The 14,524-nt window shown below is 30.4% G+C and carries 11 protein-coding genes and 1 pseudogene; 5 read left to right on the forward strand and 7 right to left on the reverse strand.

Annotation, left to right across the window (positions count from 1 at the left end; genetic code table 11):
* Positions 1-24 precede the first annotated feature (24 nt).
* Together AWN65_RS08400 and trmD are read left to right on the forward strand one after the other, a co-directional pair.
* Positions 25-468: a DUF1569 domain-containing protein gene (locus tag AWN65_RS08400; protein WP_060382757.1), complete on the forward strand. Its 444-nt coding sequence runs from the start codon at positions 25-27 to the stop codon at positions 466-468.
* Positions 469-542: 74 nt separating this feature from the next.
* Positions 543-1,220 (forward strand): tRNA (guanosine(37)-N1)-methyltransferase TrmD, encoded by a 678-nt coding sequence (gene trmD, locus AWN65_RS08405; RefSeq protein ID WP_060382758.1) that lies wholly within the window; start codon positions 543-545, stop codon positions 1,218-1,220.
* Between the two features lie 46 nt (positions 1,221-1,266).
* On the opposite strand, the gene AWN65_RS08410 is transcribed toward trmD, so the two are convergent.
* From AWN65_RS08410 to AWN65_RS08420, 3 genes are all read right to left on the reverse strand, one after another.
* Entirely contained in the window at positions 1,267-2,082 is an 816-nt protein-coding gene (locus AWN65_RS08410; RefSeq protein WP_060382759.1) for an SDR family oxidoreductase, read from the reverse strand.
* A 316-nt stretch (positions 2,083-2,398) separates the two neighbouring features.
* On the reverse strand, positions 2,399-4,006 hold the full coding sequence (locus AWN65_RS08415) for a hypothetical protein (protein WP_060382760.1): 1,608 nt from the start codon (positions 4,004-4,006) through the stop codon (positions 2,399-2,401).
* A 267-nt stretch (positions 4,007-4,273) separates the two neighbouring features.
* Positions 4,274-5,917: a hypothetical protein gene (locus AWN65_RS08420; protein WP_060382761.1), complete on the reverse strand. Its 1,644-nt coding sequence runs from the start codon at positions 5,915-5,917 to the stop codon at positions 4,274-4,276.
* A gap of 350 nt (positions 5,918-6,267) precedes the next feature.
* Here AWN65_RS08420 and rplS point away from each other — a divergent pair, with 350 nt between their 5' ends.
* Positions 6,268-6,618: a 50S ribosomal protein L19 gene (gene rplS / locus AWN65_RS08425; protein WP_060382762.1), complete on the forward strand. Its 351-nt coding sequence runs from the start codon at positions 6,268-6,270 to the stop codon at positions 6,616-6,618.
* A gap of 428 nt (positions 6,619-7,046) precedes the next feature.
* Here the strand turns inward: rplS and AWN65_RS08430 are convergent, their stop codons facing one another.
* Together AWN65_RS08430 and AWN65_RS08435 are read right to left on the reverse strand one after the other, a co-directional pair.
* Positions 7,047-7,871: a DUF4249 domain-containing protein gene (locus AWN65_RS08430; RefSeq protein WP_060382763.1), complete on the reverse strand. Its 825-nt coding sequence runs from the start codon at positions 7,869-7,871 to the stop codon at positions 7,047-7,049.
* A gap of 112 nt (positions 7,872-7,983) precedes the next feature.
* Complete coding sequence (locus tag AWN65_RS08435) at positions 7,984-10,356, reverse strand: TonB-dependent receptor (RefSeq protein WP_060382764.1); 2,373 nt, start codon at positions 10,354-10,356, stop codon at positions 7,984-7,986.
* 503 nt (positions 10,357-10,859) lie between these two features.
* Here AWN65_RS08435 and AWN65_RS08440 point away from each other — a divergent pair.
* Positions 10,860-11,459 carry a MarR family winged helix-turn-helix transcriptional regulator gene (locus tag AWN65_RS08440; protein WP_060382765.1) on the forward strand — a complete coding sequence of 200 codons (600 nt, stop codon included), beginning with the start codon at positions 10,860-10,862 and terminating at the stop codon, positions 11,457-11,459.
* 332 nt (positions 11,460-11,791) lie between these two features.
* On the opposite strand, the gene AWN65_RS08445 is transcribed toward AWN65_RS08440, so the two are convergent.
* A complete protein-coding gene (locus AWN65_RS08445) occupies positions 11,792-12,553 on the reverse strand; it encodes a copper resistance protein NlpE (RefSeq protein ID WP_158447592.1) in 762 nt (253 codons plus the stop codon).
* A gap of 153 nt (positions 12,554-12,706) precedes the next feature.
* On the opposite strand from AWN65_RS08445, the pseudogene AWN65_RS15445 reads away from it, so the two are divergent.
* A pseudogene (locus AWN65_RS15445) lies at positions 12,707-12,865 on the forward strand (transposase); the annotation flags it as partial.
* 403 nt (positions 12,866-13,268) lie between these two features.
* Here AWN65_RS15445 and AWN65_RS08450 read toward each other — a convergent pair.
* Positions 13,269-14,324, reverse strand: coding sequence for a serine hydrolase domain-containing protein (locus AWN65_RS08450; RefSeq protein ID WP_060382767.1), 1,056 nt, complete (start codon positions 14,322-14,324; stop codon positions 13,269-13,271).
* Positions 14,325-14,524: the final 200 nt, after the last annotated feature.

Raw genomic sequence — 14,524 nt, forward strand, 5'->3', positions numbered from 1 at the left:
AACATCATAAAAATACAACATTCAATGAAAAATATTTTTACTCTTTCAGACAATGAAGAATTAATAAATCGTATTGCAAAACTAACGCCCGAAACGCAACCTTTATGGGGTAAAATGACTGTAGATCAGATGATGAAACACTGTATTGCTCCAATAGATGTTGCTACAGGTGATTTAGTTTTAAAAATCCCTTTTTTAATGAGTTTATTAGGAAAATTAATGAAAAACAAAGTTTTAAATAACGAATTTAAGCATAATAGTCCAACTGCTCCTCAGTTTATTTTCAAAGAAAAATACGATTTTGAAAAGGTAAAGTTAGAGTTAATCCAAAAAACACGAAATTTTCAAAACGGAACCAAAGTTATCAAACTCAATTTTCATCCTTTTTGGGGTAAATTAACAAATGAAGACTGGAATAAGCTCCAATGGAATCACTTAGATCACCATCTAAGACAGTTTGGCGTATAATTCAAGAAATAACAATCATTTAAAGTTAACAGAAAGTTTGTAACTTTGCCATCTTTAACTTTTTGATTTAAAAAATGCGTATTGATATCATAACCGTTTTACCTGAGCTTATGCAAAGCCCCTTTGAAGGTTCTATCATGAAAAGAGCCATCCAAAAAGGATTAGTAGAAGTTCATTTTCATAATTTAAGAGATTACACCTCTGATAAACGTCGTAGCGTAGACGATTATCAATTTGGAGGCGGTGCTGGTATGGTAATGATGATAGAACCTATTGATAAGTGTATTTCTAAACTAAAAGAAGAACGTACTTATGATGAAGTTATTTACATGACTCCTGATGGTGAAACATTACGTCAGCCATTAGCAAACAAAATGTCTATGTATGAAAACATTATCATTCTTTGTGGACACTACAAAGGAGTCGATCAAAGGGTTCGCGATTTACATATTACAAAAGAAATATCTATAGGTGATTATGTTTTGAGTGGCGGCGAAATTGGAGCTATTGTTTTGTGTGATGCTCTTATACGCCTAATACCAGGTGTTTTAAGCAATGAAACCTCAGCACTTACTGATAGTTTCCAAGACAATCTTCTTTCCCCTCCTATCTATACACGCCCCGCTGAATATAAAGGGATGAAAGTGCCTGATGTGTTACTTAGTGGACACCAAGCTAATATTGACAAATGGCGTGAAGAAAAAGCATACGAACACACTAAGAACAGAAGACCTGATCTTTTAGATGATTGATAAGAAGCTTTGTGAAACCCCAAAAAAGTTTCACAAAGTCCCACTTTTATTTACGTCCTTTAAAATGATTCATCGTATCATAAATACCCAATACATTATCCATAATCCATTCATAAACAGACAAAGGAAATATCCCTTGAGCTAAACGAATGAACCAGTATGGTAAAGGCATTGCTAGGATTCGAGTTCTTTTTTCTATAGCGCAAATAATTTTTTCGGCTGTTTTTTCGGGTTCTAATATGGGCAATACTTTTGACTGAACTCCATCAAACATACCTGTATTAATATAATACGGCATAATAGTGGTTACAGAAACGTCTTTTGTTTGTTCTAGCAACTCTAACCTAAGGCTATCACTCCACCCCACAACTGCCCATTTAGAGGCTACATAAACTGACATTTTAGGACTGGATACCAATCCAGCCGATGAAGCAATATTACAAATAGCACCATAATTTTGAGCTAACATACCAGGTAAAAACACCCGTGTTGTCTGCATCAGAGCCTCAGCATTAATCAACAGCGTACGAGATATTTCACTAGTTGTATGATCTAAAAAGTGTTTTCCAACTACAATTCCTGCATTATTTATTAAAATATCTATTATTCCTATTTCTTTTTTTATTTGATTCGCCAATGTTATTACCTCTTCTATTTTTGATAGATCAACAGTATAAATCTTTATTTTTGATTCGAAAGTAGCAAAATCTTTTTTTAATTTTTCTAAGCCTTCTTTATCTATATCCCATATAATTATTTCTGATACACCTCGTTCTAAGGCTTTCCGAACCATTATTTTTCCTATTCCCGAAGCTCCTCCAGTAATAAGCACTTTTTTATTTTTTAATATTATTCTTGACATTAATATTTCTTTTTTTAAATATTTAATCTTATACGTGTTGAGTTTTCCGACGAAGATGAACAGGTCAAATAAAATAAAAATACGGATATATTTTCTTATAAATATAATTTTAATGATAAGGAAAAGAGAATCATTTTTATTTATAATAAATTTCTAATGTGTAGTAATACGGATCAATCTCGGTAAAATATTTTCTTCTTAAAAAAAGAATGATTTCTTTTGAATCTCTTTATCGAAGAATCATAAGAAATCACTCTAAAATAATAGATCATTAAACAAAGAATCTATTTATTCTAAAATCCCGAAAGAATTTACTTTAAAAAACTCTATACCATTTATCTAATCCTAACGCAAAGCCCACAGAAGTATTTGCTGGTAAACTAATTACTCCTGTAAGATTTGTATTAGTAGTACCCATGACTACATTATAAGATGACCCTCTATGAATTATTACCACATCGCCGTATTTATGTCCTGCCGCAATAGCATTAGCAGCTGTTGGAAGTATAAAATCTGCTAAAGTAGTATTCGTTTGAAGATTACCCGACCAATTACCATCATACTCTTCATAAGTAGTAAAATCAGCAGGTAATGTATACGGAAATGCTCCTATACAAGAACAGGTATTAGGCGTATATCTTTTTTCATTTATCTTAGTTACCAAATCACCGTTATTGTCTACCACTAAATTTTTTGTCCCATCCCCAGCTGTAGATGTTGCAGCAACGTTAGCTCTTTGTTGTGTTAAACGAATCGGAGGAGTTCCTAAAGTACCTGAATTAATTTCAACTCTTCTTGAGGGAGTATTAGTTCCTATCCCTACATTTCCTGCATTAGTAATCCTCATCCTTTCGTTAAAAAAAGGAGTTGAGGCAGTTCCTGTGGAAAAAATTATTGATTTTGTATTATTTGCATTAGCAATGTGCATATCTTGTCCACTTCCTATATAAGATACATCATTTGCTCCTCCTATATTATACGCTGTGGGAAAGTTAAAACCTGAATTATTAATTCCCATCCAAACAAAACCAGAAGTAGCTGTACCATTATTAGCTGTAGCTGAATATCCGCTTTGAGCTTGAAGCCCTGAACTTGTATTTTGAACATTAAATTGAAGAAAATCATTAATATTTCCTGTTGCATTTACAACCGTTTGAACCCCTGTTGTTCCAGCCGCTACATCAAGTTTGCTCGCAGGAGATGCCGTTCCGATACCTAAATTCCCATTACTTAACAATCTCATTCGCTCGGTATAAGCATTAGATAAATAATCGCCCGAAGCAATTGAGTTGGTTCTAAAAACAAGACCGTTTTCAACGCCTGCTGCGTTAATATAGCCTGTGCTTCCATCATGAGATATAGAAACCGCATCCCAATCAGCTAAAGCTCTTACTGACATTCCACTTATTGCAGAACCTCCGTTATTAACTTGAAATTTACCCAATGGACTTGTTGATCCTATCCCTACATTGCCTGTACTTGTTACCCTCATACTTTCTGTATTATTAGTACGTGTTACAAAGTCAACTGCATCTGTAGTTCCTACGAAATTAGTAGAAGCTGATGTTCCCGAATTTCCTGTTATTGTCCATTGTGAGGGACCTGAACTAGCTTGGCTTGTTAATAACAACCAACTTGCACCATTCCAATAATAAAATCCAGGCACCACATTATTTGGTGCTGTTCCCGCTGTTGCTGTGTTATATACAATGGTTCCTGTTACAGGTGCTCCTCCTCCTTGCGGATTTACTACTGGAGCTGACGCATTCGAAGAAGTTAGAGCTACTTGAGGAGGAACAAAACCGTTTGTAGATGAATTTATCTCTAATGCTCCTCTAGGTTGGTCTGTTCCAATCCCTACTTGACCAAAAGAATAAGACGAAACAAAGAAAAAAAATAATGTTTTAAGTAATTTCACACCCATATACTTATTGTTTTTAATAATCTATAAAAATATCTTTCAATATTTACGAAATATACAAATTTTCTACAATATATAGTATTGCTCAAACTTATTTATATTTTTATTCTTAAAAACGCAAATAATAAAGACCTAGCAGTACTATTTTATCTTTGTTACACTTCATCATTTTCTTACTATTTTGCTTTTTTTATCTTATTATGGTATAAAAAAATAAAACTATTGTAATTTAAAATGGATCAAAAAAATAATCTTTCGTTTTTATATCCTTTAATTCATAACCATAACATCGAAGTAAAATTGACCTGCCCAGCAAGATACTGTTCCATTTCCAAGTGTATCATTTCGGGTAATATTAACGGTAATGGAAGATTGCGATTTTGCAGCATAGTTTAACGAAAAGGTATCAGGGTATCCGCTATTGTTAAGAGCATTAAATATGATTCCCTTAGGGTTGAATGGTAATTGTGGTGAAAAATTATACCTAACCTGTAATCTTTCTGCAGTTATTGGAAAACTAGCATTAGAGGTTTGTTTTGACAATACCGTCCAAGTTACTGTGGTATTTACACCACTTATGCTTGTTACAAAAGAACCCGTTGAATTTACCGACACATTAGCACATATAGGTATTACCATACCCTGAAAGGCAGAAATTAAGGGTAAATTACTAGATTGCCAAGTAGCATTTCCATTTGCATCGGAAACTAACATTTTACCACTACCTTCACTACCGTCTACAATTCTTAATGCGGGAGAACCTGCACTACTAATGTGTAATTTTGTTGTAGGATTAGTAGTTCCTATCCCTACATTTCCTGCATTAGTAACCCTCATCCTTTCGTTAAAAAAAGGAGTTGAGGCAGTTCCTGTGGAAAAAATTATTGATTTTGTATTATTTGCATTAGCAATGTGCATATCTTGTCCGCTTCCTATATAAGATACATCATTTGCTCCTCCTATATTATACGCTGTGGGAAAATTAAAACCTGAATTATTAATTCCCATCCAAACAAAACCAGAAGTAGCTGTACCATTATTAGCTGTAGCTGAATATCCGCTTTGAGCTTGAAGCCCTGAACTTGTATTTTGAACATTAAATTGAAGAAAATCATTAATATTTCCTGTTGCATTTACAACCGTTTGAACTCCTGTTGTTCCAGCCGCTACATCAAGTTTGCTCGCAGGAGATGCCGTTCCGATACCTAAATTCCCATTACTTAACAATCTCATTCGCTCGGTATAAGCATTAGATAAATAATCGCCCGAAGCAATTGAGTTGGTTCTAAAAACAAGACCGTTTTCAACGCCTGCTGCGTTAATATAGCCTGTGCTTCCATCATGAGATATAGAAACCGCATCCCAATCAGCTAAAGCTCTTACTGACATTCCACTTATTGCAGAACCTCCGTTATTAACTTGAAATTTACCCAATGGACTTGTTGATCCTATCCCTACATTGCCTGTACTTGTTACCCTCATACTTTCTGTATTATTAGTACGTGTTACAAAGTCAACTGCATCTGTAGTTCCTACGAAATTAGTAGAAGCTGATGTTCCCGAATTTCCTGTTATTGTCCATTGTGAGGGACCTGAACTAGCTTGGCTTGTTAATAACAACCAACTTGCACCATTCCAATAATAAAATCCAGGCACCACATTATTTGGTGCTGTTCCCGCTGTTGCTGTGTTATATACAATGGTTCCTGTTACAGGTGCTCCTCCTCCTTGCGGATTTACTACTGGAGCTGACGCATTCGAAGAAGTTAGAGCTACTTGAGGAGGTACAAAACCGTTTGTAGATGATTTTATCTCTAATGCTCCTCTAGGCTGGTCTGTTCCAATCCCTACTTGACCAAAAGAATAAGACGAAACAAAGAAAAAAAATAATGTTTTAAGTAATTTTCTATTCATATTTTTATTTTTTTAATGTTCAACAAAATTACTGTTTAAATACAGAAATACACAAAAAAAGATTCAAAACACTATAAAACAAACACTTAAATAAAAAACATAAAAAAAAGATTTAACATTTAAGTTTTTATAAATGGTGTATATCTATAAAGTTTTTATAAATCAATTATTTTAAATTTATAAATATTCAAAAAACACTATTTTTTTATAAAACAAGAATCTTAAAATAAATTCTATCCAAATTGAATTGTCTTTTTAAAACAGAATAATTATATTTGCGGCTTAGTTTGACCAACCTCTGGCGAGAATCGTGTATGTTGCTCAGGTTTTAACTTATAATTTTTATAAAAATGTCAAGTTTATTAGATTTCGTAAACAACGAATTAGTTGCAAAAAATGATTTTCCTTCATTTAAAGCAGGTGATACTATCACTGTGTACTATGAAATTAAAGAGGGAGAAAAAACTAGAACTCAGTTCTTTAAAGGAGTAGTAATTCAAAGAAGAGGTACTGGTGCAACTGAAACTTTTACAATCCGTAAAATGTCAGGTGCTGTAGGTGTTGAGCGTATCTTCCCTGTCAACATGCCAGCATTACAAAAAATCGAAGTTAACCAAAAAGGTAAAGTTCGTAGAGCTCGTATTTTCTACTTCAGAAACCTTACTGGTAAAAAAGCTAAAATCAAAGAAAGCCGTAAATAATCTTTCTTTAACCGATAAAAAAGCTCCGAAATTCGGAGCTTTTTTATTTTAGTTTTCAATAAAACAATAGAAAGAATAGATATTAAATAACTAGAAATATTATCTCACTTACTTTTTTACAAAACGAAGCAAATTCTTAATGATTTTATCTTCTGTTTCCATTGCAAAAAAATCATGCCTTTTAAAATTTTCTCTCGTTTTGTTCTTGGAAAACTGTCAATGTGTTTCTTTTTTTAAATGATTATAAAAATCTAATGTTTTGTTTGTAAAAATCCCTTACTATTACATCCTCCATTAACCTAATCTATCAAAAACAAGATTTTAACACCAGAAAGAATGTAAGATTAATATCATCTGATTGTTTTAATTTTTCATTTATTTAGTTTATCCAAACGAATAAATTAAACTCAATTAATAGAATTTTGTTCTTATTTTACAATATAATCTTCTGATGATACCTCGCTTAAATTAAAATAGCCAAAAGGAAAACGATCATTATGGGTTTGATTAATAATGTTTCCTCGTAAAGTTGCAGGAGGTGTACTAAAAGGTCCTCCCCCATTTTGTCCTGAGATACTGAGCAATTTACTCATATAATAAAAATGTTTTTCAGTAATACTTTGTATACTGATTTTTATTTTATCATTAGATTCTATTTCATCATAAAAAAGACCAAACATAACATTTCCTTGAGAAAATTTATCATCTAGTAATCTATATTCAGGAAAAGCAATTTTGCTATTATCTATTTTAAATAAATAATAATTTTTTTCTTTTCCATTATCTTGAAAAAAACCTTTAATTCGTATTTGATCTTTTCCGTTCACTCCTTTTTGATTTTCTTGTTTAATTTCAATTATTTTAGGTGTAGCAAGTAAGGTATTACTAGCAGTATAAACATCACCTTGATAAATTATTTTCAGGGTATAGGTTTGACCTACTAAGGGAACAAAGTTGTCACAAACATAATCAGTAGTACCAGGTACTTGATTAAAGGTATAAGTTTGATTAGCTGTATTTTGTATAGTTACTGCAGCATTATTAGCAGGTAAAATATTATTAGAATAAAAAGAATTAGTAAGACTCAGTTTAATCGTTTGGTTTTGTCCTGTTGTGTTAGGAGACCATTTAAGATTAGCGTCAATTACAAGTTTAGGAGTAGCAGTTTCTAAAGGTATATCTACCACGTCTTCACAATTTGCAAAGAATAAAACAAGGACGCAACTATATAAAAATAAAAATATTTTTTTCATGGGGTGTAAAATTTATGGGGTGTATATAAATAACTCTTATTTATGTAAGTTTATTTGTAATCAATACCCGTTACGTTAATAGTAATTTAATATTTTTTGTAATGTATTTACTTTAAAATTTAAAATTATACGATACAGACGGAATCATGCCAAAAATAGATAATCTAACGGCTTCGTTAATTCCAGTATCTTTATTTTGTCTAAAACTAATAGAGGCGGCATTTTTTCTATTGTATAAGTTATAGATACTAAAAACCCATTCTGCTTGCCATTTTCTATTTATATTTTTTCTAGGTTTTAACGTAGCAGATACATCCAAACGATGATAAGCTGGTAATCTATTATCATTTCTTACCCCATAACTAGGCACCACTAGATCTTGATATACATATTGAGCATTAGGATACGTAACGGGTTGTCCTGATTGAAGAGTAAAATTAGCTCCAAAACTCCATTTTTCATTTAATTTATAGGCTCCTGTAAATACAATATTATGGGTTTTATCATAAGCGGAACGGTACCATTTTCCATTATTAATTCCTATTTCTTGATTATTTCTTCCAGGAGTTTGTTGTTCAGAACGAGATAACGTATAGGATAACCATCCTGTTAAGTTACCACTATTTTTTCGGAGTAAAAGTTCTAAACCATACGAACGCATTTGTCCATTTAAAACAACCTGTTCAATAGCTTCATTAGCTATCAAATCGGCACCATCAATATAATCCATTCTATTCTGTATTTTTTTGTAGAATGTTTCAACTTCTAGGGTATATATGTCGTTTTTAAAATTATTAAAATATCCTATAGCAACTTGATCTGCAACTTGTGGTTTAATATAATTATCACTAGGAGTCCAAACATCAAGAGGGGTAGGAGAAGTTGTATTAGAAACCAGTTGTAAGTATTGCACCATACGATTATAGCTTAGTTTTAATGACTGTTCAGGAGTTAACTCGTATGCCATTGCAAAACGGGGTTCTAAATAATCATGAAAAGCTATTTTTTGAAATGAACCAAAGGTTTTTTGACCAATAGGAGTCGCTTTTCCATAAATTTTTGATTCAGAATCAAAAATTACAGGATTATCATTATCATAGTAATTAATAGTAGAATTTCCCAAACGATAAAATTGACTATAACGCAAACCGTAAGAAATTCCAATTTTTGAACCTATTTTTTGTTCAACATCTAGATAAAGGGCAGGTTCAAAAGCATACTTTTGATCTAATTTTTTATAAGTTATAGGTGATTTTTGATCCGTTGGTTCTATAATTCCAGGATTAAAATCACTATAAATGGCATTTAAGCCATAGTTTAGCTTTAATTTGTCTGCTATATAATGTTTAAAATCATATTTAATATTATAATTTTTGATACCAGAGTTCCAATTAAAGCCCACAAAATCTAACCTCAAACCATAATAATAATCACTATAAATTAGAGATAAATTAGAAAAAAGTTTATCTGAATACAAATGATTCCATCTTAAATTAAGTGTCGTATTACCATAAGTATTGTAGAAGGTCTTACTAAATTCAAAAACATCACGACCAAAATAGCTTGATAAGTATAGGTTATTATTACTATTTAATTTATAATTTAATTTAGCGTTTAAATCATAAAAATAAGCCGCATTTTTATTATCACTTAATTTAAGGAATAGATGAGCATAAGAAGACCTTCCTCCTACCAAAAAAGAACCTCGTTCTTTTACAATAGGTCCTTCTGCCAAAAATCGACTTGTAATAAGCCCAATACCACCATTGACTGAAAAACGATTACTATTGCCATCTTTTTGATAAATATCCAAAACAGATGAAGCTCTACCTCCATATTTTGCAGGAATTCCTCCTTTATATAATTTTAAATCCTTAATAGCATCTGGATTGAATACTGAAAAGAACCCAAAAACATGTGATGCGTTATATACTGTAGCTTCATCCAATAAAACTAAGTTTTGATCTGCTCCGCCTCCTCGAACATTAAAACCCGATTGTCCTTCTCCTGCATTAGTAACACCAGGTAATGATAAAAGTGACTTGATTACATCTACTTCTCCTAATACTGCTGGAATTTGTTTGATTGTTTGAATATTTAATTTATTAACACTCATCTCAGGTTTACGTATATTAGCCTTTTGTTTCGTATCTGTTATTACCACTTCTTTTAATTGCTTATTTTCTTCTTCTAACCGAAAATTTAATTTAACATCTCCTTTTAGTTCCAGTTTTTGGCGTTCTGTTTTAAAACCAAAAGAGCTTGCAACTAAAGTATATGTTCCTTCAGGTAAAGTAATAGAAAAGAACCCATACTCATTAGTTGAAGAGGTTATTGAAGTCCCTTCAATTTGTAAATTAACACCTATTATAGTTTCATTTGTTTTAGCTTCAGAAACAATACCACTTAAGGTAAATCTTTGTTGACTAAAAAGAAATGAATTGTACAAGGCAAGAAAGAACAGTAATATATTTTTTAAATTCATTGTATGTTTGTTTTTTAATTTTTAGAAGAGCATTTATTTAAAATTTTAAGACATATACACTTATTGTATTCTATAAATTAGTTTAACAATAAGACTAAATGTTACATTTTCTACAGAAAATATTGCTTTTTAAAATGAAATAATTTTAATCAAATTTACATTAAAATAGAATACCAAATAAAAATGTTTTATAATACGATTTAAAAAAAATCAATTCTTTATAAACATTCATTTAAAAAGGAAAAATAGCTTAAAAATTAAGATTAACAGAGAGCCTTTAATCTAACAACAAGAAAAGTTTTACAATTATATTGAATTTATTCTACTATTAAATCTCCCTTTATTTCAAGAATCATCAATTGATTGAAGCAAATTAAACATTGAAATCTCTTATCCTCTTAACCCTTTTTATAATTTATTTCATAAATTATGTTTTTATACATGATTAAAAAAATAGTATTACTAATTTTGTCCACTAAGGCTAATTCCTGATTTACTTTTTTATGAAAAGTGTATTTAATCTCAAATATCAAAATTTATCAATTGATAATAAAATTGTGGCAGGTTTAGATAAACTGGCAACAGTGCATCGTTATTTAATTTGGGAACAATCTAAAAAATGGGCTTTAAGTCCTATTCAAATTCAAATACTCATTTTTATAAAATATCATGATCAAAAATATTCTACCGTTAGTTACTTAGCAAAAGAATTTGGCGTTACCAAACCTACGATAAGTGATGCTGTAAAAATATTAGAACAAAAAGGATTAATTGAAAAAATACAAGATTCTAATGACTCCAGAAGCTATTGTATGAAGCTGACAACTAATGGATGTGAAATTGTTTTAAAAGTAGAAGACTTTACCCAACCTTTACAAGTTTTTTTTGAGAAACAAGAAATTTCAGATAAAGAAGTTGTTTGGGAATTATTATCAAAATTAATCTTTAAATTAACTCAAATAGATGTTATTTCAGTACAACGTATGTGTTTTAGTTGTAAATTTTATGAAAACAAGGAAGATGGCCATTTTTGCAATCTTATGCAAACACATTTAAAAAAAACAGAGATCAGAATGGATTGTCCTGAGCATATAATTCCATAAAAAACAGGAAAATTATTATCCTTTTTTTTTATATTTATTAAAAGATTTTCATAAAATCAAATCTATTTTACTAGACATACTAACACAATAAAAGAATCATTATATCGGATTGTGAAAGCTCTTTCAATTGCTTTATTTTATCAAAAACTAAGACTGTCCAAAAAGTTCACAACCTTGTCATTTCAACCAAAGGGAGAAATCACATAATTTTGATTATGAAACTCCTCCTTACTGGAGTGACAAACTGCATGTTGATTTATTACTTTTTGGACAGCCTCTATATTAGATTGATAAATAATGGTATAAAATTAGATTCCTTATCTATTTTAAATTTATTTTTTAGTATAATCTCCCGCTAAACTAGCACCACCTCCACAGAAATACATTAAATCAAAACGTTCATCAAATTTAGAAGAAAATACTTCTGCAATTTTAGTATCATCCTTAAATTGAATGGTCATAGTAGCTTTTAAGTGGTTTTTGATTTTATTTAAATCAAGATCAATCTGGTTATTCACTAATTTACCTTTTCCTTCAAAAGTACATCCTTTAGTTGCTCCAGTAAAGGTAATTTTTACATTGTAAATACTATCGTTATCCGCTTTTAGTTCTAAAATTTGATTATATCCTTTACCATCAATACTTGTTTGGTACGTTCCGTTCAACATTTTAGATGTATAGTTTTCTATTTTTTCAAAAATATATGCCTTAGCTAATTCACCAGAAACTTCTTTTTTATCAGCATTTAACAAAGTTAAAGTATGATCTGGTTTTATAGTATAATATTCTTTAGGAGAATTAGGAATAGTAACCTCAATAATATTATTTTCTTTACTCCATACTCCATACTCAGTTAATGACGTATCATCACTGTCTAAATACAGTGTACTTTTTGCAACTTTCCCATCCTTTTTAAATGTAATATTTGTGTATATACCAGGACAATCAGCACATGGTATCGTACCGTTATACATTCCTATGAAATCGTTTTCAGAAGTGGCTTCTGTAGGATTTACAACTCCCGTCTCATTTTTTTTACAATGAGTTAATAATAATGCACTAGATGCTAAAAGAATAAATGTTATTTTTTTCATGATTTGATATTGATATATGATAATCATCAACCAATAATCTTGCCAAATTTTGGTTTATTTTAAAAAAAGATTTTAATATATTTTTTTACATAATACTGACTAGGTATAAATTATCCTAATATATACTAAAATAGTACTCGTAACCATCAACTCAAAGAGGTAAATTCAAAAGAAGTAACTTTTAGTTTCAAGGGTTACAAGACAGAAGGTATTAAAAAACAAATGATCCTTTCCTTAGAGGAGTTCACAAAGAAATTTGTATGGCATATACTACCCCAAAACTTTGTCAAAATAAGGCATTATGCTTTTTGAGGAATACTATAAAAAGCAATAATTTACCTGCTTAACAGACAAAATTACAAGTAGAGCTAATACAAAAAAATCCTAAATCAAAAGTAGTACCTAAATATTCCTATTGCAAAAATGGAAATTTGCATACCCTAGCTGTTTTTGACAAAAGAGGTTCACTGGATTGGTATCCTGAGGATAGCCAAAACTCCAATTTCTGTAAAAGTAAATTTTGTGGACAATGTATTTTCATGTTCAAGAGCGACAAAAAATACTCATAAATTCTTAAAAATAAATTTCAAAAAAACCGTCAATTATCTATTAATCTCTCCATAGTAGACGACACATAATAGGTTCTCTTTAGCAAGGATTTCATTGTTGGCTCTTTGATGTCCAACGAAACCTTAGATGTTGGCTTTAGTATTTTTTATTTAATTATTGGAAAATCAAAATCTTTATCGTAAAGGGAATAAATAATATCTTTTGTAAATTCTTCTTTGCGAATTCTTTCACCATTTGTGGTATAGGCAATTGATAAATTTTCGTCTTTATTATATATAAGAAGCGCATGTGAGCCTAATGTATCTCCTCCGTGTCCATAAAACACAATCCCATCAAACATCCAGGTTGCAATTCCTCTTCCCCAGCTATCGGTATTTCCAGAAGGCAGCATCATCTCTAAAGATTCTTTTTTTATAATCTTGTTTTGAAATAAATTATTAATAAAAATATTCAGATCTTTAGGTGTTGAAGCCATGTCACCCACACCAATAACATTAAAAAAATCTATCTCTTTTTCTAATTCCTGCCATTTATTCATCTTATAATGATAAGGTTTAAACACATTTTTTGGATTTGATTTTATGGATACCAAATTTCTTAGTTTAAGCGGTTGGGCGATTTCTTGGGTGAATACTTTGTGAAATGGTTTTTTGTATTTTTTTTCAATAATTTTAGTCAACAAATAATAAGCTGTATTGGAATAAGCTACTTTTTCATTTGGCTCGAAACTTACTCCTTGCTTTATTATTAAGTTAAAAATTTCTTTTTCGGTAACCTTTTCAGTTACCCATACTTGTCCCTCTTTTACGACATAACTACCCAATCCACTTGTATGTTCTAACAGGTTTTTAATAGTTATTTTTTCTGAATTAGGTATTTCAGGATAAAAATCGGATAGCTTATCATTGATTCCTAGTTTTTTCTTTTCAATTAACTTATATATCAAAGTAGCTGTAATCAGTTTAGTCACTGAACCAATTTGATATTTAGTTGTATTATTATAAATCAAATCTGGGATGTTTTTCTGCCCAAAATCTTTATTATATATTTCTTCACCGTTTTTAAAAATTGATACACTACCAGTTCCTAAATTGTTGTTTTCAATATAATTAAGATAATTACCTAAGTTCTCAAAATTAATTTTTTGTGAAAAAAGATTATTTGAAATAATCAATAATAGGACAATTATGTTTTTGTTCATAATATTATGTTATAGTGTTGATGAATATTACAGCTAACCTCCCGCTGGCTTTAAGAAGTCGGGAATTTTTGTTCCAAAACCTTTCGTTAAGACTGAAGTCAAATATATAAAATAACCATTAAATTTAGACTTAAACTCCAATTTCTTTAAACCGCTAATTGTCCTTAACTTGATTATCAATAATTTCTTTAAAGGTTTCC

This window comes from Flavobacterium covae (assembly GCF_001534645.1).
Classification (GTDB): Bacteria; Bacteroidota; Bacteroidia; order Flavobacteriales; family Flavobacteriaceae; genus Flavobacterium; species Flavobacterium covae.